Annotated in this window: 25 protein-coding genes; 16 read left to right on the top strand and 9 right to left on the bottom strand. The window is 69.3% G+C overall.

From position 1 onward, the window contains the following. The first annotated feature begins 20 nt into the window (after positions 1-20). Positions 21-587, top strand: coding sequence for an inorganic diphosphatase (gene ppa, locus ETO60_RS04190; RefSeq protein ID WP_130002886.1), 567 nt, complete (start codon positions 21-23; stop codon positions 585-587). A 25-nt stretch (positions 588-612) separates the two neighbouring features. Here ppa and ETO60_RS04185 read toward each other — a convergent pair whose 3' ends face one another. After that, a complete protein-coding gene (locus ETO60_RS04185) occupies positions 613-1,002 on the bottom strand; it encodes a hypothetical protein (RefSeq protein WP_130002884.1) in 390 nt (129 codons plus the stop codon). Positions 1,003-1,138: 136 nt separating this feature from the next. Here ETO60_RS04185 and lptB point away from each other — a divergent pair, with 136 nt between their 5' ends. From lptB to ctrA, 3 genes are all read left to right on the top strand, one after another. Further along, positions 1,139-1,939 carry an LPS export ABC transporter ATP-binding protein gene (gene lptB, locus ETO60_RS04180; protein ID WP_390612530.1) on the top strand — a complete coding sequence of 267 codons (801 nt, stop codon included), beginning with the start codon at positions 1,139-1,141 and terminating at the stop codon, positions 1,937-1,939. Between the two features lie 29 nt (positions 1,940-1,968). After that, complete coding sequence (gene rpoN / locus ETO60_RS04175; protein WP_130002880.1) at positions 1,969-3,408, top strand: RNA polymerase factor sigma-54; 1,440 nt, start codon at positions 1,969-1,971, stop codon at positions 3,406-3,408. A 129-nt stretch (positions 3,409-3,537) separates the two neighbouring features. After that, the gene (gene ctrA, locus ETO60_RS04170) at positions 3,538-4,233 is read left to right on the top strand and encodes a response regulator transcription factor CtrA (RefSeq protein WP_130002878.1); all 696 of its coding nucleotides are present in this window, start codon (positions 3,538-3,540) and stop codon (positions 4,231-4,233) included. 6 nt (positions 4,234-4,239) lie between these two features. On the opposite strand, the gene ETO60_RS04165 is transcribed toward ctrA, so the two are convergent. Further along, on the bottom strand, positions 4,240-4,542 hold the full coding sequence (locus tag ETO60_RS04165; protein WP_145963476.1) for a hypothetical protein: 303 nt from the start codon (positions 4,540-4,542) through the stop codon (positions 4,240-4,242). 152 nt (positions 4,543-4,694) lie between these two features. Here ETO60_RS04165 and trmB point away from each other — a divergent pair, with 152 nt between their 5' ends. Genes trmB through ETO60_RS04145 form a run of 4 tightly spaced genes read left to right on the top strand, consistent with a single transcriptional unit; the run spans position 4,695 to position 8,612 of the window. Beyond that, a complete protein-coding gene (gene trmB / locus ETO60_RS04160) occupies positions 4,695-5,393 on the top strand; it encodes a tRNA (guanine(46)-N(7))-methyltransferase TrmB (RefSeq protein WP_130002874.1) in 699 nt (232 codons plus the stop codon). Further along, positions 5,390-6,301, top strand: coding sequence for an ATP-grasp domain-containing protein (locus tag ETO60_RS04155; protein WP_130002872.1), 912 nt, complete (start codon positions 5,390-5,392; stop codon positions 6,299-6,301). Before trmB ends, ETO60_RS04155 begins: the two co-directional genes overlap by 4 nt. Further along, positions 6,301-7,317: an LLM class flavin-dependent oxidoreductase gene (locus tag ETO60_RS04150; RefSeq protein ID WP_130002870.1), complete on the top strand. Its 1,017-nt coding sequence runs from the start codon at positions 6,301-6,303 to the stop codon at positions 7,315-7,317. Before ETO60_RS04155 ends, ETO60_RS04150 begins: the two co-directional genes overlap by 1 nt. A 2-nt stretch (positions 7,318-7,319) precedes the next feature. Beyond that, positions 7,320-8,612, top strand: a complete 1,293-nt coding sequence (locus ETO60_RS04145; RefSeq protein WP_130003119.1) for a glycosyltransferase — start codon at positions 7,320-7,322, stop codon at positions 8,610-8,612. Here the strand turns inward: ETO60_RS04145 and ETO60_RS04140 are convergent. After that, positions 8,569-9,264: a methyltransferase domain-containing protein gene (locus ETO60_RS04140; RefSeq protein ID WP_130002868.1), complete on the bottom strand. Its 696-nt coding sequence runs from the start codon at positions 9,262-9,264 to the stop codon at positions 8,569-8,571. The genes ETO60_RS04145 and ETO60_RS04140 overlap by 44 nt on opposite strands. A 108-nt stretch (positions 9,265-9,372) precedes the next feature. On the opposite strand from ETO60_RS04140, the gene ETO60_RS04135 reads away from it, so the two are divergent. From ETO60_RS04135 to kynU, 6 genes are all read left to right on the top strand, one after another. Next, positions 9,373-10,386 carry a glycosyltransferase family 2 protein gene (locus ETO60_RS04135; protein ID WP_234026308.1) on the top strand — a complete coding sequence of 338 codons (1,014 nt, stop codon included), beginning with the start codon at positions 9,373-9,375 and terminating at the stop codon, positions 10,384-10,386. Then, the gene (locus ETO60_RS04130) at positions 10,383-11,066 is read left to right on the top strand and encodes an SDR family NAD(P)-dependent oxidoreductase (RefSeq protein WP_130002866.1); all 684 of its coding nucleotides are present in this window, start codon (positions 10,383-10,385) and stop codon (positions 11,064-11,066) included. The genes ETO60_RS04135 and ETO60_RS04130 overlap by 4 nt, the downstream gene beginning before the upstream one ends. After that, positions 11,060-12,556 (top strand): ABC transporter substrate-binding protein, encoded by a 1,497-nt coding sequence (locus ETO60_RS04125; protein WP_130002864.1) that lies wholly within the window; start codon positions 11,060-11,062, stop codon positions 12,554-12,556. The genes ETO60_RS04130 and ETO60_RS04125 overlap by 7 nt, the downstream gene beginning before the upstream one ends. Positions 12,557-12,636: 80 nt before the next feature. Next, positions 12,637-13,428 carry a tryptophan 2,3-dioxygenase gene (locus ETO60_RS04120; protein WP_130002862.1) on the top strand — a complete coding sequence of 264 codons (792 nt, stop codon included), beginning with the start codon at positions 12,637-12,639 and terminating at the stop codon, positions 13,426-13,428. Further along, on the top strand, positions 13,425-14,054 hold the full coding sequence (kynB, locus tag ETO60_RS04115; protein WP_130002860.1) for an arylformamidase: 630 nt from the start codon (positions 13,425-13,427) through the stop codon (positions 14,052-14,054). Before ETO60_RS04120 ends, kynB begins: the two co-directional genes overlap by 4 nt. After that, positions 14,051-15,295 (top strand): kynureninase, encoded by a 1,245-nt coding sequence (gene kynU, locus ETO60_RS04110; RefSeq protein WP_130002858.1) that lies wholly within the window; start codon positions 14,051-14,053, stop codon positions 15,293-15,295. Before kynB ends, kynU begins: the two co-directional genes overlap by 4 nt. 7 nt (positions 15,296-15,302) lie before the next feature. Here kynU and ETO60_RS04105 read toward each other — a convergent pair whose 3' ends face one another. Further along, positions 15,303-15,683 carry a PilZ domain-containing protein gene (locus tag ETO60_RS04105; protein WP_165362104.1) on the bottom strand — a complete coding sequence of 127 codons (381 nt, stop codon included), beginning with the start codon at positions 15,681-15,683 and terminating at the stop codon, positions 15,303-15,305. Positions 15,684-15,892: 209 nt separating this feature from the next. Next, positions 15,893-16,321 carry an RNA polymerase-binding protein DksA gene (dksA, locus tag ETO60_RS04100; protein ID WP_390612557.1) on the bottom strand — a complete coding sequence of 143 codons (429 nt, stop codon included), beginning with the start codon at positions 16,319-16,321 and terminating at the stop codon, positions 15,893-15,895. Positions 16,322-16,598: 277 nt separating this feature from the next. Between dksA and ETO60_RS04095 the strand changes: the two genes are divergently transcribed. Then, entirely contained in the window at positions 16,599-16,931 is a 333-nt protein-coding gene (locus ETO60_RS04095) for an SEL1-like repeat protein (RefSeq protein ID WP_130002852.1), read from the top strand. 1 nt (position 16,932) lies between these two features. Here the strand turns inward: ETO60_RS04095 and ETO60_RS04090 are convergent, their stop codons facing one another. The 4 genes from ETO60_RS04090 to ETO60_RS04075 are packed head-to-tail and all read right to left on the bottom strand — an operon-like array spanning position 16,933 to position 19,512. Continuing rightward, on the bottom strand, positions 16,933-18,072 hold the full coding sequence (locus ETO60_RS04090) for a GNAT family N-acetyltransferase (RefSeq protein WP_130002850.1): 1,140 nt from the start codon (positions 18,070-18,072) through the stop codon (positions 16,933-16,935). Between the two features lie 44 nt (positions 18,073-18,116). After that, positions 18,117-18,569: a RidA family protein gene (locus ETO60_RS04085; RefSeq protein WP_130002848.1), complete on the bottom strand. Its 453-nt coding sequence runs from the start codon at positions 18,567-18,569 to the stop codon at positions 18,117-18,119. After that, on the bottom strand, positions 18,566-19,222 hold the full coding sequence (locus tag ETO60_RS04080) for an HAD family hydrolase (protein WP_130002846.1): 657 nt from the start codon (positions 19,220-19,222) through the stop codon (positions 18,566-18,568). The genes ETO60_RS04085 and ETO60_RS04080 overlap by 4 nt, the downstream gene beginning before the upstream one ends. Then, the gene (locus ETO60_RS04075) at positions 19,219-19,512 is read right to left on the bottom strand and encodes a DUF3572 family protein (protein WP_130002844.1); all 294 of its coding nucleotides are present in this window, start codon (positions 19,510-19,512) and stop codon (positions 19,219-19,221) included. Before ETO60_RS04075 ends, ETO60_RS04080 begins: the two co-directional genes overlap by 4 nt. Before the next feature lie 39 nt (positions 19,513-19,551). On the opposite strand from ETO60_RS04075, the gene ETO60_RS04070 reads away from it, so the two are divergent. Beyond that, on the top strand, positions 19,552-19,920 hold the full coding sequence (locus ETO60_RS04070) for a response regulator (RefSeq protein ID WP_130002842.1): 369 nt from the start codon (positions 19,552-19,554) through the stop codon (positions 19,918-19,920). Positions 19,921-20,006 lie beyond the last annotated feature (86 nt).

The raw sequence follows: 20,006 nt of genomic DNA, 5'->3' as shown, positions 1-20,006 counted from the left end.
CGCTTCTACAGGCTCGCGCCATGCGTATCGACAAGATCCCCGTGGGAAGCAATCCGCCCGACGACCTCAACGTCATCATTGAGGTGCCGAGCGGGGGCGAGCCGGTCAAGTACGAGTTCGACAAGGACAGCGGCGCGCTGTTCGTCGACCGCATCCTCCACACCCCCATGCGCTACCCCGCCAATTACGGCTTCGTCCCGCACACGCTGTCGCCGGACGGCGACCCGCTGGACGCGCTGGTGATCGCGCGCAGCCCGTTCATCCCCGGCTGCATCGTCCGCGCCCGCCCGATCGGCGTGCTGCACCTCGAGGACGAGCACGGCGGCGACGAGAAGCTCGTCTGCGTGCCGGTGGACACGACCTTTCCCTACTACTCGAACGTCAACGAGCGGGGCGATCTGCCCGCGATCATCTTCGAGCAGATCGAGCACTTCTTCACCCACTACAAGGATCTGGAGAAGGAGAAGTGGGTGCGCGTGGGCCACTGGGGATCGCGCGACGATGCGCGCCGCATCGTGCTGGAGGCGATCGAGCTGGCCAAGGTGCGGCCGGCCAATCCGGGGCTGGAGCGCAAGGACGCCGAGTAATCCGCAGCGCCGGCGCCGCGTTCGCTCAGGCGGCGGCAAACAGCAGGCGGAACACCCAGGTGAGCAGCAGCGGCAGGCCGATGGCGAGGCTCCACACCAGCGCCTGATCGCGGCGGAAGTGCGGCGCCAGCGCGGGATCGGCCGCGCGCGCGTCGGAAAGCGCGGCCCAGCGTCTTTCCGCCGAGCGGCCGAACGGGATGAACAGCGCCACCATGCCCACCAGCGACACGTACGGCCACAGCGAGTAATCGGTCGCCTTTGCCAGCGCCTTGACGGTCAGGAAGATCTGCAGCGTGGTGTAGACCAGCAGCGCCGTGGCGACATTGTCGCTCATCGCGCGGCGCCAGTCGCGCGTCCGGCGGCGCGATGCCGCCTCTGCCGCCCGCGCCCCGCTCCATCGGGTTCGCTCGTTCATCTCGCCACTCCCGCCTGCCTGCGGGAGGTCTTGTCCCAGACCCGCCGCGGATGTGCAAGCCGCCGCCCCGCACCATCCGCCGCCCCTGCCGCCGGTCCTGCCGCGCGTGCCCTTTCCAAGCCGCGCGGCGCCCCCTATGCCTGACCCGATGGCCGACCACGATCCGTCCTTTGCTGCCGACGCCGCCGTGCTCGGCGCCGCGCCGCCGATCCCGCAGGGCGGGCTGGAGGTCGTGTCGATCGCCAAGAGCTACGACAAGCGCAGCGTGCTCAACGACATCTCGCTCACTGTGGGCAAGGGCGAGGTGCTGGGCCTGCTCGGGCCGAACGGCGCCGGCAAGACGACCTGTTTCTACTCGATCATGGGGCTGGTGAAGCCCGACACCGGGCGCATCCTGATGGATGGCGAGGACGTCACCCACCTGCCGATGTACCGGCGCGCGATCCTCGGCCTCGGCTATCTGCCGCAGGAGACGAGCATCTTCCGCGGCATGACGGTCGAGCAGAACATCAACTGCGTGCTCGAGATGGTGGAGCCGGACCGGCGCGCGCGCGCGGCGGAGCTGGAGCGGCTGCTCGACGAGTTCGGGCTGACGCGGCTGCGATCCAGCCCGGCGATGGCGTTGTCGGGCGGCGAGCGGCGCCGCTGCGAGATTGCCCGCGCGCTGGCGGCCAAGCCGTCGATCATGCTGCTCGACGAACCGTTCGCCGGCATTGATCCGCTTTCGATCAGCGACATTCGCGACCTCGTCAAGGACCTCAAGCAGCGCGGGATCGGCGTTCTGATCACCGATCACAACGTGCGCGAGACGTTGGAGATCGTCGACCGCGCCTGTATCATCTACGGCGGCAAGGTGCTGTTTGCGGGCACGCCGCAGGCGCTGGTCGCGGACGAAGACGTGCGGCGGCTTTACCTCGGCGAAAGCTTCACCCTCTAGCCGGGCGAGGCACAGAAGAGAGGACGATCATGGCGCTGTCGGCGCGCCTCGAGATGCGGCAGAGCCAGACGCTGGTGATGTCGCCGCAGATGCAGCAGGCGGTGAAGCTGCTCGCCCTCTCCAATCTCGAGCTGGAAACCTTCATCGCCCAAAGCCTGAGCGCCAATCCGCTGCTGGAAGTGGGCGACACCGCGGCGGAACCGGCGGCGGAGCCGGACGCGATCGCCGCGGAGCCGAGCGCCGACGGCTTCGGGACAGGTCACGACGCGCTCGACCTCGAAGAAACCTGGAACGGCGGCGGCCGCGACGACGGTGCATGGGGCAGCGATTCGTATGCGGGCGGTGCCGACGCGCCGGCGGAACCCGACGCCCGCGCGGCGAGCCTTCCGACCCTGAGCGAGCATCTGGCGGCCCAGATCGCGGGCGCGGCCTTCGACCGGCGCGAGGCGCAACTGGCCATGGCCGTGATCGGCGAACTGGACGAGGCCGGCTATCTTGCCACTCCGCTCGATGCGCTGGCGCGGGAGCATGGCGTGCCGGTCGCGGAGATGGAGCGAGCGCTCAAACGGGTGCAGTCGCTCGACCCGCCCGGCATCGGCGCGCGCACGCTCGCCGAATGCCTGGCGCTGCAGGCGCGCGATGCCGACCGCTACGATCCCTGCATGGCGCGGCTGATCGACAATCTCGACCTGGTGGCGCGCGGCGAGGTCGAGCGGCTGAAGCGCCTGTGCGAGGTGGACGACGAGGATCTGGCGGACATGCTGGCGGAGCTGCGCCGCTACGATCCCAAGCCGGGCTGCCGGTTCGGCGGCTGCGGCGACGAGGCGATCGTGCCCGACGTGCTGGTGCTGCCGCGCGGGGCGGACTGGGAGGTCCGGCTGAACGAGGCGACCCTGCCGCGTCTGGTGGTCAACCGCCCCTACTACCTCGAACTGCGCAACGGCTGCCCCGGCAAGGCGGCGCGCCGCTGGCTCGACGAACAGCTTCAGGAGGCGAACTGGATCATCCGCGCCCTGGACCAGCGCCAGAAGACGATCCTCAAGACGGCCGCCGCGATCATCCGCCACCAGGCCGGCTTCTTCCGTCAGGGCGTCGCGGCGATGCGCCCGCTGACCCTGCGCGAGGTGGCGCAGGACATCGCCATGCACGAGTCGACCGTCAGCCGGGTGGCGGCGAACAAGTACCTGTCCTGTCCCTTCGGCACGTTCGAGCTGCGCTATTTCTTCTCCAGCGGCGTCGCGGCCGAGGGGGACGGCGAGGCATCCTCCGAGGCGGTCAAGGCGCGCATCCGCGCCCTCATCGCCGCCGAGGCGCCGGACGCCGTGCTCTCGGACGATGCGCTGGTGGCCGTCCTGCGCACAGAAGGGTACGATCTCGCTCGCCGGACGGTCGCCAAATACCGCGAGGCGCTTGGGCTTGGCAGTTCGGTCCAGCGGCGGCGGCGGCACCGGCTGGCGGGCTTGGCCTGAGCCTTTCCACTCACCGCTGGTGAAACAAAGAATTAACCTTTCCCCTTCACCTCTCGTGTGGTTAATTCGAGTCAAGACTCCGGCACAAGAGAGTCTCGACGGTATCAGGGCGAAGGGGGACACCGGGCCATGCGCGTGCTTTTGATCGAAGACGAGCCGACCACCGCAAAAGCCATTGAGCTCATGCTCGGCAATGAAGGGTTCAACGTCTACTCCACGGACCTCGGGGAAGAAGGCCTCGATCTGGGCAAGCTCTACGACTACGACATCATCCTGCTCGACCTGAACCTGCCCGACATGCACGGCTACGACGTGCTCAAGAAGCTGCGCGTGGCCAAGGTGCAGACGCCTGTGCTCATCCTGTCCGGCGTGGGCGAGATGGACTCCAAGATCCGCTCCTTCGGCTTCGGTGCCGACGACTATGTCACCAAGCCGTTCCACCGCGAGGAACTGATCGCCCGCATCCACGCGGTCGTGCGCCGGTCCAAGGGACACAGCCAGTCGGTGATCCGCACCGGCAAGCTGGCGGTGAACCTCGACGCCAAGACGGTGGAGGTCGATGGCGCGCGGGTCCACCTCACCGGCAAGGAATACGCCATGCTGGAGCTGCTGTCCCTGCGCAAGGGCACGACGCTGACCAAAGAAATGTTCCTCAACCACCTGTATGGCGGCATGGACGAACCGGAACTCAAGATCATCGACGTGTTCATCTGCAAGCTGCGCAAGAAGCTCTCGCAGGCCTGCGGCGGGGAGAACTACATCGAGACCGTCTGGGGGCGCGGCTACGTGCTGGTGGACACCGAGGCGGGCGCCGTCGCGGCCTGACCGCCGCTATCCGGCGCTGTCCGCACACCGCGCGGTCAGCGCCGCAACTTCTTCGAACAGGGCTTCATCGACATCCTTGAAGTTGAAGCAAGTTTTTCCCTGACGCCGTTTGGCCAGCCCAGCACTGAGCCCGTCCGCCAGTGCCGGCTGCTCGTAAAGCGGCATCAGGTGATAAGCGACGTAGCTCTTCTTCACCGTCACCGTGCCGAACCAGCCAGGTTGCCCCTTGGCATCGCGAGCGTGGGTTCGCAGGATCAGTGATCCGGGGGCATCTTCCGCGACAATCTGCTCGCCGGCATTGCGCAGCATCACGGTGCGGAGCGCGGCATAGGTCGCGGCGAAATCATGCTCGCTCAGTGGACGGCCTCCCGGTCAGCCAGACATCGAGATTACCACGGCTGCGCGCGGAGCGAAACAGCCCCGCTGGCGCATCGGCAACGGCCGCTATAAGGCGCGCGGCCATGACCGCGCACAAACCCGGCGACCCGCTCACCCTCAACCGGCTTTACGGCCGCTCGGTCGGCAAGCCCCTGCGCGCCCGGCAGCAGGAGCTGGTGGACACGCTCCTTCCGCAGATCGCCGTGCCTGCGGACGGCCCCGTGACGGCCGGGCGCCTTTTCGGCGTGGAGTGCCCGCTGCATTTCGAGATCGGCTTTGGCGGGGGCGAGCATCTCGCCGCCCGGGCCGACCTGCTGCCCGATCACGGCTTCATCGGCGCCGAACCGTTCCTGAACGGCGTGGCCGCAGCGCTCGTCCATGTGCAGGAAGGGCGGTTGGCGAATGTCCGTCTGCACCATGGCGATGCGCTGGAGGTGCTGAGGCGCGTGCCGGACGGATCGCTGACCATGATCTACCTCCTCCATCCCGACCCATGGCCGAAGGCGCGTCATGCCAAGCGGCGGATGATGAATGACGGGCCGGTGACCCTGTTCGCCGCCAAGCTGAAGCCGGGCGGGGAGCTGCGGTTCGGAACCGACCACCCGGTCTATCTGCGCCACGCGCTGATGGTCATGCGTCGCCACCGGGATGCCTTCACCTGGCTGACGGACGGCCCGCGCAGCTGGCAGCAGCGCCCTTCGGGCTGGCCCGAGACCCGCTACGAGGCCAAGGCGCGCAAGCAGGGGCACGAGGTCTGGTACTTCCGGTTCGCGCGCCGATGAGCCCTGCCCTGGCGATCCTGTTCGAGCATCCGCGCTGGTTCGCGCCGCTGTTCGCCGCGCTCGAGCGGCGCGGCATCGCGTTCACCACCCTGTCTCCGGGCACCGCCTTCGACCCGGCCGATCCGCACCCTCCGGCACCGCTCGTGCTCAACCGGGTGGCCATGTCGGCCTTTCTGCGCGAGCCGGAGCATCCGATCTTCTGGGTGCAGGCCCTGCTTGCCCGATGGGAGGCAGGCGGCGCGCGCGTTCTCAACGGCACGGCAGCCTTCGCGGTGGACGCGTCCAAGGCGCGGCAGCTTGCCCTGCTGGCCTCGCTCGGCCTTGCCATTCCGGCTACACGGGTGGTGCACCGCGCCGCCGATGCCGTCGCGGCGGCCGCCAAAATCGGCTTCCCGCTGCTGGTCAAGGCGAACATCGGCGGTGCCGGCGCCGGGATCGCCCGCTTCGACACTCTCGACGCCCTGCGTGCCGCAGTAGCCGATCGCGCCCTGCCCTCCAGCATCGACGGCGTGCTGCTGGTCCAGGAAGTCGTGCCCGCGCGCGGCGGGATCGTGACCCGGCTGGAGACGCTCGACCGGCGGTTCCTCTACGCCATCACCATCGAGGGAGCAGGCAGCTTCGACCTGTGTCCGGCCGACGCCTGCGCGGCGCCGGGCAGCGGCATCGTCATGCGGGCGGCGGAACCGGACGCGGCTCTCCGCAGCGCCGCCGAGCGGGTGGCACAGGCCGCGGCGCTTGATCTTGGCGGCGTCGAGGTCATGATCGACGACCGTGACGGGACGCCGCGCTTCTACGACATCAACGCGCTGTCCAACTTCGTCGCGAATCCGCTGGACGTGCTCGGATGGGATCCGCACGAGCGGCTGGTGGACCGGATCGCGGTCTGGCTGAAGGAGGCGGCGGCCTGATGCGGTACGGGTTCTGGATGCCGGTGTTCGGGGGCTGGCTGCGCAATGTGGCGGACGAGGGGATGGAGGCGAGCTGGGCCTATGTCCGCCGCCTCGCGCTCGACGCGGAACGCTGGGGATACGACCTGACCCTCATCGCCGAGCTGAACCTCAACGACATCAAGGGGGTGGACGCCCCTGCTCTCGACGCCTGGTCCACTGCCGCGGCGCTGGCGGCGGTGACGAGCCGGCTCGAACTGATGGTCGCTGTGCGCCCGAATTTCCATCATCCGGCGCTGTTCGCCAAGGCGGCCGCGAACATCGACCGGATTGCTGGCGGACGGCTGTCGCTCAATGTCGTGTCGTCCTGGTGGGCGGACGAGGCGCGCCAGTACGGCCTCGAGTTCGACCGGCACGACGACCGCTACGCCCGCACGGCGGAGTGGCTGGAGGTCGTCGAGGGCCTGTGGACCCAGCCCCGCTTCTCCTTCTCCGGCCGGTTCTACCGGACGGACGAGGCGATCTGCGCGCCCGGGCCCGAGGCGCGCCCCGTGATCTACGCCGGCGGCGAGAGCGAAGCGGCGAGGCAGATGATTGCGCGGCAGTGCGACGCCTACGTCATGCACGGCGACCCGCCCGAGGTGATCGCTGCGCGGGTCGCCGACCTGTCCGCCCGGCGGGAGGAGCTTGGCCGGCCGCCGCTGGCCTTCGGCATGGCGGCCTATGCCATCGTGCGCGACAGCGAGGCGGAGGCGAAGGCCGAACTGGCCCGGATCACCGCCGTGCGCGACCTGCCGCCCGGCTACGCCAATTTCGATCAGTGGCTGTCGGGCACGCAGCTCGAACGCGAACTGAAGCTGCAGGAATACGCCGTCTCCAACCGCGGCCTGCGGCCCGGACTGGTCGGGACACCGGAACAGCTCAAGGAGCGCATCGCCGAATACGAGCATGCCGGGGTCGACCTTCTGCTGCTGCAGATGAGCCCCCAATCCGAAGAAATGCACCGCTTCGCAGCACAGGTCATGGGCACGGCGTGAGTATGACGCAGCATGGGCACTCGAACGGAGACGATGTTGCTTCTGGCAGCCTTGCCGTCACATATCTTCTGAACCAGTACCCGGCGGTAAGTCACAGTTTCATCCGCACGGAAATCCTGGCCCTTGAACGCCTGGGTGTTCGCGTCGAGCGACTGGCCATGCGGGGGTGGGAGAACACTGTAGTCGACCCTCTCGACGCAGCAGAGCGCGAACGCACCCGCTACGTACTCGAGGGCGGACCAGCACCGTTGCTGAAAGCATTGCTGCGCGTCGTCTTCTCGCGTCCCGGACCTTTCCTTCAAGCCTTGAAACACGCCTGGACACTGTCGCGGGGTGCAGAGCGCAGCTTCCTGCACCATCTCATCTATTTGGCAGAAGCGTGCCTGGTGCTTGAGTGGGTCGAGACAGGCAGTGGCGCGCATCATGTGCATGCCCACTTCGGCAGCAATGCTGCCACCGTCGCCTTTCTCGTGAAATCACTTGGCGGGCCGCCTTTCAGCTTCACTGTTCATGGGCCCGAGGAGTTCGACAAGCCCCATCAACTGAAACTTGGAGTCAAGGTCCGCGACGCCAGCTTCGTTGCGGCGATCACCAGTTTCTGCCGCAGCCAGCTGTTCCGCTGGTCCAGGCTGAGCGACTGGGAGAAGATACGGGTGGTGCATTGCGCGCTGGATCCGCGGATCAACGCCACACCACCGCAGCCCCTGCCGCAGGATTTCGGCGTACTTTGTGTCGGACGCCTGTGCGAGCAGAAGGGGCAGGTGCTGCTCATCGAAGCAATCCGCTTGCTGCGAGATCGCGGAACTCCGATTCCGCTGATCCTCGCCGGTGACGGCGAGATGCGCAAGCAGCTCGAGGAAGCCATCCAGGCAGCCGAGCTGGCGGAACTGATCACGATAACCGGCTGGGTAAATGCTGACGAGGTGCGGGAACTGCTGGACCGATCGTCCGCCCTGGTTCTTCCAAGTTTCGCCGAGGGGCTCCCGGTCGTGATCATGGAAGCCATGTCCCGGGCACGTCCGGTGGTCACGACAGCGATCGCCGGCATTCCGGAACTGGTGAGGCATGGAGTTGACGGATTGATTGTGCCGGCTGGCGACGCAGAAGCCTTCGCAGACGCCATGGCTGCAATGTCATGCCTCAGCCGCGAACGGCTGGCGGAGATGGGAGCGGCAGCGAGGGAGCGTGTGTTGGCCAGGCACTTTGACACGGTTGAGGCAGCCAAACTGGCTTCGTTGTTCCAGCAATCGTTCAGCGGACTCTTGAGTCCGCAGCATGATGTTCCGGTTTCCTGAGCATCACCAAGGAGACGCGATAGGGCTTGAAGAGCCACATGAGCTTGTGCGCTGCGGGACGCCACTGGGATGGCCGATAAAATGGCATGGCTGCTCTGATTGCCTGTCTCAACAGAGCGACAGTAGGCGCAGCATGCGTACGCAGGTCGTCCGCATAGCTGCCGGCAGCAATCTCCTTCGCCGACACAACCTGCCATTCCGGGAGAAGTGCCGCCACTTCGGATGGCTCCGGCCTGTACATGGTGTCGATCGGATCGGGATGATACGGAAAACTGCGCGGCACCGTGATCAAGCAGTGTCCGCCCGGACGAAGAATTTCGCCGCATGCCTGCGCGAAGGTCGCCGGATCGGTCAGATGTTCCAGCAGATTGCTGCAGATGACGAGTTCCGGTTCATAACCGGCAAGCCTGGAGCGAACCCCCGGATCAAGGACATCCCCGACCTCATCCACGCCATCATCGACTTTCAGGTCGCAGTGGATCGTGCGAACGCCGGCTTGCCTGAGCGGAGCAAAGACATGCTCATCAATGTGAGGCTGAACCACTTCTCGGAAGTGGCGCGTGGATGAGCCGAAGTTGAGGCATACTGCGCCTTTGCGCAGATCAAGGCTTCTGATCCATTGCCCCATGAGGATTGCTTCGTCTGGCAGCATCGTTTGTAGAACACCTTGCTGGAGAGTAGATGAGCGTCAGGCTAGCCCATGCATGGTCGATCGCCGACTCACAACGGGCAGAGGCAGATCAACGGGTGACAGATAACAGTGTACAAGTCCTTGGCCCGCATCGGCATCGTCATCATCGGCCGCAATGAGGGGGAGCGGCTGGAGGCGTGTCTGCGTTCCGTGGCGGGGCAGGGAGCGGCGGTGTATGTCGATTCCGGCTCCACCGACGGCAGTGTGGCGCTGGCGCGGTCCTTGGGCGTGGCGGTGGTCGAGCTTGACACCGACGTGCCGTTCACGGCCGCACGCGCACGCAATGCCGGTCTCGCCCGGCTGCTGCGCGACCATCCGGAGGCCGAGTTCGTGCAGATGGTGGACGGCGACTGTGCCGTGCACCCGGAATGGCTGTCCACGGCGATCGCGGACATGGCAGACGACCCGCGCCGCGCGGTGGTTTTCGGACGCCGCCGCGAGCGCGATCCGGGGCGCAACGCCTACCACCGCGCCATCGACGACGAATGGAGCGTGCCGGCCGGACCGGCAAGCGCCTGTGGCGGGGATGCGCTGTTCCGGGTGGCGGCGCTCAGGGAGGTGGGCGGCTACAACGACGCACTGATCGCCGGCGAGGAGCCGGAGATGTGCCTGCGCCTGCGCGCGCGCGGCTGGCGGGTGTGGAGCAATGGCGCGGAGATGACGGCGCACGACGTCGCCATGACGCATCTGCGCCAGTGGTGGCACCGCGCCCGGCGGACCGGTTTCGGCATCGCCGCGCTCATCGCCCTGCACGGCAAGGATGCGGATCGGTCGTGGATGCGCCTGCAGCAAAGCGCCCTTTTGTGGTCGTCGCTCATGCTGCTCGCCATCCCCGGACTGGTGCTGAGCCTCGTCGGCACAGGCGCCCCGCTCCGGCTGCTCGCCCTTGCCCCCGCTCTTGCGGTCGCGGCGCAGGTCGTCCGGCTGGCACGCAGCAAGGCCGCGGCGATGGGGTGGCGCGGCGGGGCGCAGTGGGCGCTGCTGATCATGATCGCCAAACTTGCGCAGGCGCGCGGCTGGCTCCAGCACCGGGTCCAGCAGCGGCGGGGCACGCGCGCGACCCTGATCGAGTACAAGGCGTGACGGCGCCTCGCCGCGCGCTGATCGTCGGGGCATCGCGCGGCATCGGCCTGGCGCTGGCCGGGGAACTGGCGACGCGCGGCTGGCGCGTCGTGGCAACGCAACGGACCCGCAGCGAGCCGCTGCACCGCCTCGCCGCGCAGCAGCACGACGGGATCCGGGTCGCGTCGGCCGATGTGACGCAACCGCAGACCATTGCGGCGCTCGCGGAGACACTGGCCGGCGCCGCGCTCGACGTGGTGCTGCTCAACGCCGGAATTTACGACGGGTGCCGGATCGACGAGGCGGGGGACGCCGCCATCGCGCACGCGGTGCTGACGAACGCCGCCGGTCCGGCGCGGGCGGCGCGGGCGCTGCTGCCGGTGCTGCGCGACGGCGGTGTGCTCGCCTTCACCACGTCGCGGATGGGATCCATCGCCCTGTCCTCTGGCGGAGCGGACCTGTACCGGATGAGCAAGGCGGCGCTGAACATGCTGTCGCGCAACGTGTTCGAGGAACAGGCGAAAGCGCGGGCCATCGCGGTCCTCTCGCTCCATCCGGGCTGGGTGCGGACCGACATGGGCGGAGACAAGGCGCCGCTCTCGGCCGGGGACAGCGCCCGCGCGCTGGCCGACCTGCTGGACGCACCGCATCCGGTGGCGCACCGCTTCCTCGACCACAGGGGGAACGAACTGCCGTGGTGAGTCACTGCGCCCGGCGCCTCATCGGCTGGGCGGTGCTTCTCGCGCTGTCCGGGTCTCTCGCCGCCTGCACGGGACGCGAGGACGAGCGCACGGTGCGGGTGCTGTTCGTCGGCCAGCCCGGCGATCTCGACGCCGAAGGGCTGCGCCTGCCGCTCGCCGCGCAGCATCTGCGCGCCGCCACGCATCAGGGCCTGGTGCGGATGGACGAGAACGGCGAAGTCGTCCCGGGCCTCGCGCAAAGCTGGATCGTTACGGACGACGGCCTGTCCTACATCTTCCGCCTGCGCGACGTGAACTGGCCCGACGGGCAGCCGGTCACGGCGCAGCAGGTCCGCTCGCAGCTGCAGCGCGCCATCCGCCAGCTTCAGGGCACCACCCTGGGGCTGGACCTTGCGAAGATTGCGGACGTGCGAGCACTCACCGGCCGCGTGGTGGAGATCGAGCTGGCCACTCCGATGGCGCAGTTCCTGCGCGTGCTGGCGCAACCCGAGCTGGGCTTCGAAGGCGGCGGCGGCGGCCTTGGTCCGATGCGCCGGGCCGCCGGTCCGGCAACCGCTGGTGCGGTGACACTGCTGCCCATCGCGCCCGAAGAGCGCGGCCTCGCCGCCGATTCGCGCTGGGCGGAGACGGTGCGCTCGGTGCGGATCGCGGCACTGCCCGCCGAACAGGCCGTGGCAGCCTTCAACAGCGGGGCGGCATCGGCGGTGCTCGGCGGCGACATCAACTCGCTGCCGCTGCTTCAGACCGGCCCTCTGGCCCGCGGCACGGTGCGGCTGAACGCGGTGGTTGGCCTGTTCGGCCTTGATGTGGCGTCGCGCGGGGGGTTTCTCGCCGATGCCGGCAACCGCGAAGCGGTGGCGCTCGCCATCGACCGGAACGCGCTCCTCGTGCCGTTCAACGTCTCGGGCTGGTTCCCGGCGACGCGGATCGTGCCGCCTGACCTGCCCGGCGATCCGTTGCAGAACCCCGAGCGGTGGCGCGACCTTGACCAGAACGCGCGGCTGGCGATCGCCCGCGCGCGCGCGGCCGCCTGGGCCGCGGCCACCGGCGTCCCGCCGCAGCTGACCATCAGCCTTCCCCCCGGCGTCGGCAACGACCTGCTCCTGCGGCAGCTGAGGCGCGATCTGGACGCGGCCGGCATCGAGCTCAGGCGCGCGGGCGACGGAGAGGCAGCCGATCTCGTGCTGCGCGACCGGGTGGCGCGCTATGCCCAGGCCCGCTGGTTCATGAACCAGTTCGCCTGCTCCGTCTCGCGGGCCCAGTGCGTCCCCGAAGCGGATGCGCTGATGGTCCAGGCGAACACGGAAGCCGATCCCGTGAGGCGGGCGGCGCTGATCAACCAGGCTGAGGAGCTGCTGACCCGGCAGAACCTGTTCATTCCGCTCGGCGCGCCGGTCCGGTGGTCGCTGGTGCGAGCCAACACCGTCGGCTATGCCGACAACGCCTGGGGCGTGCACCCGCTGTTTCCGTTTTCCCGCGCCCCGCTGTGACGGTGCCGCCCGCGCGGCGGATCGGCCGGCACGCCCTTGGGTTCCGCTCGCCGGCGCGCTCGGCTATGCACGGCGCCGGCATGACCACCGCACAGACCTATGGCTCCTATCTCGACCTCGACCGGGTGCTCGGCGCGCAGCATCCGGCATCGCCAGCGCATGACGAGATGCTGTTCATCATCGTGCACCAGACGAGCGAGCTGTGGCTGAAGCTGTGCCTTCACGAGCTCGACGCCGCGCGCCGGGCCATCGCCGCCGACGCGCTGCGGCCCGCGTTCAAGATGCTCGCCCGGGTCGCGCGGGCGCAGACGCAGCTGATCGGCAGCTGGGACGTCCTCGCGACGATGACACCCCACGACTATGCGCAGGTGCGGCCGCATCTGGGCACCTCCAGCGGGTTCCAGTCGGCCCAGTACCGGCAGATGGAATACCTGCTGGGCGGGCGCAACGCGGCGATGGTGGCGATGCACGAGGCCACACCGGGCATTGCCGCGGCCCTGCGGGAGGAGCTGACACGGCCCAGCCTCTACGACGAAACCGTGCGTCTGCTGGCGCGGCGGGGCTTTGCCGTTCCGGCCGCCGTGCTGACCCGCGATCCGGCGCAGCCCTGGGTCGAGGACGAGGCGGTGACGGACGCCTTCGCCGCCATCTACCGCCAGCCCGAGGCGCACTGGGACCTCTACGAGCTGGCCGAGAAGCTGGTGGACCTCGAATACCACTTCCAGCGCTGGCGCTTCGGCCACCTCAAGACGGTGGAGCGGATCATCGGCTTCAAGCGCGGAACGGGCGGCACCAGCGGTGTTCCCTATCTCGAAGCCGTGCTGCAGCACCGCTTCTTCCCTGAACTGCTTGACGCGCGGACCCGGCTGTGAGCGGGCGCCTGATCGACATCAGCCAGGTGCTCCGGCCCGAACTGCCGGTGTGGCCGGGGGATACGCGCTTCACTCTTGCGCCGACCTGGTCGATGGCTGCCGGCGCCCCGGTCAATGTGGGACGGATCAGCCTGTCGACGCATTCCGGCACGCATGCGGACGCGCCGCTGCACTACGCCGCCGACGGGGCGGACGCGGCGGGCATGGCGCTGGAGCCGTTTGTCGGTCCGTGCGAGGTCGTGGACCTGCGCCATGTGGCCGCACGGCGCATCGAGCCTGCTCACCTGCCGCCGCTGGGCGACACCGGACGGGTGCTGTTCAAGACCTTTGCCCGCTTCCCGGCCGACGCATGGCGCAGCGACTTCGCCACCCTCGCACCGGACACCGTCCGCCATCTGGCCGCCGCGGGCGTGCGGCTCATCGGCACCGACGCCCCGTCGCTCGATCCCGAGGACAGCAAGGACATGGCCGCCCACCACGCGGCGCGCGACGCCGACCTACGGATCCTCGAAGGGCTGGTGCTCGACGCGGTGCCGGCCGGCCGCTACGAACTCATCGCCCTGCCGCTCCGGATCGCCGGCGGCGATGCCGCCCCGGTCCGCGCCGTCCTGCGGACGCTCGCGTGATCCCGCTCGGCGACGAGGCGCGCGCCCTCGATGCGGCCGATCCGCTCGCCGCGGCCCGGGCGCTGTTCACCCTCCCCGAGGGGGTCATCTATCTCGACGGCAATTCCCTCGGCGCGCTGCCCGCCGCCACGCCCGAGCGCCTGCGCCAGGTGGTGGAGCGGCAGTGGGGCGAACAGCTCATCCGCAGCTGGAACGCCGCGCCGGGCGACACGGGCGGCTGGATCGACCTGCCCCGGCGCGTCGGGGCGAAGATCGCCCCGCTGATCGGCGCGCATCCCGACGAGGTGATCGCCTGCGACAGCACCTCGGTGAACCTGTTCAAGCTCATCGCCGCCGCGCTTGCGCTCAGACCCGGCCGACGCGTCGTCCTGTCCGAGCCGGGCAGCTTTCCCACCGACCTGTACATGATCGCCGGGCTGGAGGCGCAGGGCCTCGCCGAACGCCGGCTCGTCCCGCCGGGGGCGCTGGCCGACGCGGTGGCGGCGCCGGATGTCGCGCTGCTCCTGCTCAGCCATGTGCATTACCGCACCGGCGCCATGCACGACATGGCGGCGCTGACGCGCGCTGCCCATAACGCGGGGGCGCTGGTGCTGTGGGACCTGTCGCACAGCTGCGGCGCGGTCGAGCTGGCGCTGAACGGCTGCGAGGCGGATTTCGCCGTCGGCTGCGGCTACAAATATCTGAACGGAGGACCGGGCGCACCGGCCTTCGCCTTCGTCGCGCGGCGGCATCAGGACCGGCTCGTCCAGCCGCTCACCGGCTGGTTCGGCCATGCCCGGCCGTTCGCCTTCGAGGACGACTATGCACCGGCCGAGGGTGTGGCGCGGCTGCTCGCCGGCACGCCGCCGGTGCTGGGTCTGGCGGCGCTCGAGGTCGGGGTGGACACGATTGCGTCCCTGGGGATGGCGGCGCTTGCCACCAAGTCGCGCGCCCTGTCGCAGTTCTTCCTGCGCTGTCTCGCAGCGACCGAAGCTTCGCTGCGCTGCGTCAGCCCGGCCAATCCGCACGCGCGCGGCAGCCAGCTGTCCTTCGCTCACCCGGATGCCTACGCCGTCTGCCAGGCGCTGATCGCGCGCGGCGTCATCGGCGACTTCCGCGAACCCGATGTGCTGCGCCTCGGCTTTGCGCCGGCCTATCTCGCCTTCAGCGACGTCGCCGCCGCGGCGGGCCATCTGGCCGACGTGCTGCGCAGCGGCAGCTGGCGTGAGCCGCGCTTCGCCCGCCGCGCCGCGGTCACCTGAGCAGGCGTCAGAGCGTGCGCAGCCGGCGCGGATCGGGTTGCAGCGGATCGGGACCGGCGAAACGGCCGGCATAGCGTGCCTCGGGCGCCTTCTCCCGCGGCGCCATGAGCGCCTCGCGCACCGCAGCCGGATCGATCTCGTCCTGCAGCGCCACGCCGAAGCGCGATCCCTCGCACCACGCGACGACGCCCGCGACCATTCCGGCGCTCCGGCAATCGAGGCGGATGCGGGTGCCGCGCTGCACCCGGACATCGCCCTCGGCCATCAACCCGCTCGTCGAGAGGTTGCGGATCTTGACCCGGTGCGGCGCCGATTCGCCGTCCACCGTCAGGTCGGCGAGAAGGAACAGGCTGTCGCGCGTGCCGCTGCGGGTATCAATGCCAGACATCATCATCGCTCCTTGGCGCGGTGCCCCCGGCGCCGCCGCGGTGCGGTCGGCCGGCTCTGCCGCAGCCTGCGCGCCAGTATGGACGCAATGGCTAACAAAGTCTTGCGGCATGAAGAAACGGACAAAGAGAACCGGAAGTTTCCGCACCCCCGTCCCGCGCTGGAACAGGTCGAAAAACACGCCGCCGCGACGGGAACCGGCTGCGCGCGTCAGTCGTCGCGGGACACCTTTTCGCGGCGCTCATGCGCTTCCTGCGCCTCGACCGTCATGGTCGCCACCGGGCGCGCGATCAGCCGCTTCAACCCGATCGGCTCGCCGGTCACCTCGCAGTAGCCATAATCCCCTTCGTCGAGCAGCCGCAGCGCGGCGTCGATCTTGGCGATCAGCTTGCGCTGCCGGTCGCGGGTCCGCAGCTCGATGCTCCAGTCCGCCTCGCTGGAGGCTCGGTCGTTGAGATCGGGTTCCCGGATCGGCCCGTGCTGAAGCGAGGCGCGCGTCTGAAGGGCGGCGTTCTGAATCGACCGCTTCCATTCGATGAGCAGCATGCGGAAGTAATCCTGCTGCCGCGGGTTCATGTATTCCTCGTCTTCGGACGGCACGTAGCCGTCCGGCACGGACCCACGCGCGCGATCGAGCATCTCAGCGTCGTGGAATGAGGAAGGTTCCATTGCTCCTCTCGCCCGGCCCGCCGGATCGCGGCTGCGTCGCAAGAATTGCGACGGATGCCGTTTGGCGCGGCCTATAGTGGCGAGGGTATTGAGGCACAAGGCAGAAATCCGCGCGGCGGGTGTCGCGCCCGCCCCGACACTCCTGTGTCCAGCGGCGTTAACCTCTTGTTGAGCATCCTGTGTGACGTTTCGCGCGTCGAGGCGGGCAGCGGGGGCTGCCGGCTCCGGCATCAGGGGGAGTTCACACATGGGACCATTGCGCGCGATCGAGGGCGGCAGGGGGCAGCGCAACGCCTCCGCGGAGGCTCAGGCAGTCACTGCCGGCTTCCTCGCCGAGCATTGCCGGGGAGACGCGGACGCGCTCTTCAACCTCGCCATCGCCTTTGCCACCGGCAGCGCGGGGCTGAGCGCCGACTTCGTCGAGGCCCACCGCTGGTTCAACATCGCCGCGGCCAACGGGCACCCGCTGGCCGCGTCGGCCCGCGCCGACATCGCCGAGGAGATGACGGCGCGCGAGATCGCCGACGCCCAGCGGCTGGCGCGCGAATGGCTGCGCCGCAGCCGGCGGCAGGCCGCCTGAGTCAGCCGTCGCGGCGGTAGGGTGTGTGGCGCCTGAGCAGGCGCTGCTCGGCCGCCACGCCTTCCCGCTCCTGCGCGAGGAACGCGGCCACGGCACGCGCAAGCCCCGGATCGGCCAGCCAGTGCGCCGACACCGTCGCCACCGGCTCGTATCCGCGCGCCAGCTTGTGCTGTCCCTGCGCGCCGGCTTCCACGCGGCCAAGGCCCAGCGCGATGGCGACGTCGATCGCCTGATAGTAGCACAGCTCGAAATGCAGGAACGGCTTGTCGACGATCGCGCCCCAGTAGCGGCCGTACAGCGTGTCGTCGCCGATGAAGTTCAGGGCTCCGGCGACCGGCGTGCCGTCGACTTCGGCAAGGATCAGCAGCACCTTCGCGCCCAGCCGTTCGGCGAACAGCGCAAAGGCGGCGCGCGTCAGGTAGGGCCGGCCCCATTTGCGCGCGCCGGTGTCCTGGTAGAAGGTCCAGAACGCATCCCAGTGCGCCGGCGTGATCTCGTCGCCGCGAAGCCGGCGGATCGTCACGCCCTCGCCGGCGGCAGCCCGTTCCTTGCGCAGATCCTTGCGCCGGCGCGAGGACAGGGTGGCGAGGAAATCGTCGAAGCTCGCGAAGCCGCGGTTGAGCCAGTGGAACTGCACGTCATGGCGCAGGAGCCAGCCAGCCTTTTCGAAAATGGGCACCTGGTCCGGGGTGATGAAGGTGGCGTGCGCCCCCGACAGGCCATGCTGGCGGCACAGCGTCTCGGCCGCGCGCAGCAGCAGGGCGGCGTCGTCCGCCGAGCGGGACAGCACCCGCGGCCCCGTCGCCGGGGTGAACGGCACCGCGATCTGGAGCTTGGGGTAGTAACGCCCTCCGGCCCGCGCATACGCCTCGGCCCAGCCGTGATCGAACACGTATTCACCCTGGCTGTGCGTCTTAAGATAGGCCGGCATGGCCCCGACGAGGGCGCCGCCGCCATCCTCCAGCAGGAACGGTGCCGGCTGCCAGCCGGTCCCCGGGCCGACGCTGCCCGAATCCTCCAGCGCCGAGAGGAAGGCGTGGCTGGTGAACGGGTTGCCCTCGCCCGCCAGCGCATTCCACCTCGCCGGGGGCACGGCCGCCACGCCGCTTCCCACCCGCACCACCATGTCCCGCTCTGCCATCGCCAGCGAGATACGCCGCCGCGGCGGCAGCGCAAGGCGGCGTCTCAGCCGAGGGCGACGATCGCGTCGACCTCCACCGCCGCGTTGAGCGGCAGAACGGCGACCCCGACGGCGCTGCGGGCATGCCGGCCCTGCTCGCCGAACACCTCGAACATCAGGTCCGAGGCGCCGTTGGCAACCTTGGGCTGGTCGTGGAATTCGGGCGCCGAGGCGACGAACGCCCCCAGCTTGACCACGCGGGCGACCCGTTCGAGCAGGTCGTGGGCGGACAGCTGGGCCAGGATCATCAGCCCGCAGGCGCGCGCGGCCCGCTGACCCTCGGCAAGGTCCACATCCGCGCCGAGCCTGCCCGTCACAAGCTCGCCCTCCACGAACGGCAGCTGCCCGGACAGGTGCACGAGGCCGCCATGAACCACCAGCGGCTGATAGCTGGCCACCGGCGCGGCGGCTTGGGGCAGGACGATGCCAAGCTGTTCGAGGCGTGCAGCAATGCTCATGTGGTCTCCTTGTGTGGTGCGGGCGTCGCCACGCCCAGCCGCTCGAGCAGCCAGGGCAGCGCCTCGTCCCAGGTGTCGATCCGCGCGTCGGCGTGACCGGCGCGGTGGGCGCAGGGGATGTGCGGCGCGACCAGCGCCTCGGCGCACAGGTGCAGCGTCGTCACCTCCGGCAACAGCTCCTTCACCGAGCGGTGATGCTGCGCCAGGTCGTCGATGAAGATCGTGAAGCTGGGGCGGTATTCGGCGATGATCCCCGCGAGGGCAGGCCCCTTCGGCCCCTGGTTGGTGAACACCCGCGCGCGGATGCCGTGCGCGGCGAGCTGCTGCGCCCGATGCTCGCGCCGTGCATCGACGAGGTTGGTGAGGATCACCACGTCGGCGTGCCGGGACAGGGTGTTCATCGCCGCCACCGCGCCGGCGACCGGATGCTGGCGGTGCATCTCGTGGTCGAAGAACAGGCCGAGCAGACGCCAGATCTCGTCCCCGGCGACCGCCGCGCCGGTGCCGCGATGGCGCAGGGCATCGGCAAACGAGGCCGTGTCCATCCGGAACTCGATGTCGTGGCGTTCGGCCAGCCAGTCGCGAAAGTGGCTGACCATGTGGAGCAGCACCTCGTCGCAGTCCGACACGATCAGCGGGCGCGCACCTGTCATGCCGACCACCGTGCGCCACTCGCCGCGACGATCGCGCCCGGTTCCACTCCCAGCGCCGCCGCCGCGTCCAGCAGGTCCGGCTCGTGCCCGCACAGATGGCCGAGCACCGCCTCGTTGAGCGAAGGCGTGCCGGCCCCGCCCCGCAGCTGCTCCGGGGTGAGGCCGGTCAGCGCCAGAAAGCGCTCCGCCCGTGCCTCGTCCGCGCACAGCCAGGCCAGCGCCCGCAGCGCGAGCACAGCCGCCTCGTCGTCAACGGGGCGCGGGTGCTGCGGATTTGTCTTTTTTTCCATTTACCTTATGTTCACCAACGCAACCGGGGGCACGCGCACTTGTCGAAACGGATCATGGTTGTCGAGGACAACGAGCTCAACCGCAAGCTGTTCTGCGACATTCTCAAGGCGAACGGGTATGCGGTGGAGCCGGTGGGCGACGGCGGGGCGGTGCTCACCGCGGCCAAGGCTTTCGGCCCGGATCTCGTCATCATGGACATCCAGCTGCCACGGGTGTCGGGGCTGGAGCTCATCGCCGCGCTGAAGCGCGAGCCGACGCTGCGTCATGTCCCGGTGCTGGCCGTCACCGCCTATGCCGGCAAGGGCGACGAGGAGCGCATCCGCGGCGCCGGGGCGGCCGACTACCTCGCCAAGCCGGTGTCGATCCGCCCCTTCATCGGCGCGGTGGAGCGGCTGTTCGCCGCCTGAGGCGGTCCACGCCGGCAGAGGCTGGCGCCGCGTTTGCCGCCGCCGGCGCGGGCGGCTATAGAGCAACGCCCGACCCGCCCGAGGAG

It is taken from the genome of Qipengyuania thermophila, from assembly GCF_004153605.1.
Classification (GTDB): Bacteria; Pseudomonadota; Alphaproteobacteria; order Sphingomonadales; family Sphingomonadaceae; genus Qipengyuania_B; species Qipengyuania_B thermophila.
The sequence above is the reverse complement of the archived record's forward strand: the minus strand, read 5'-3'. Positions and strand labels throughout refer to the sequence as shown.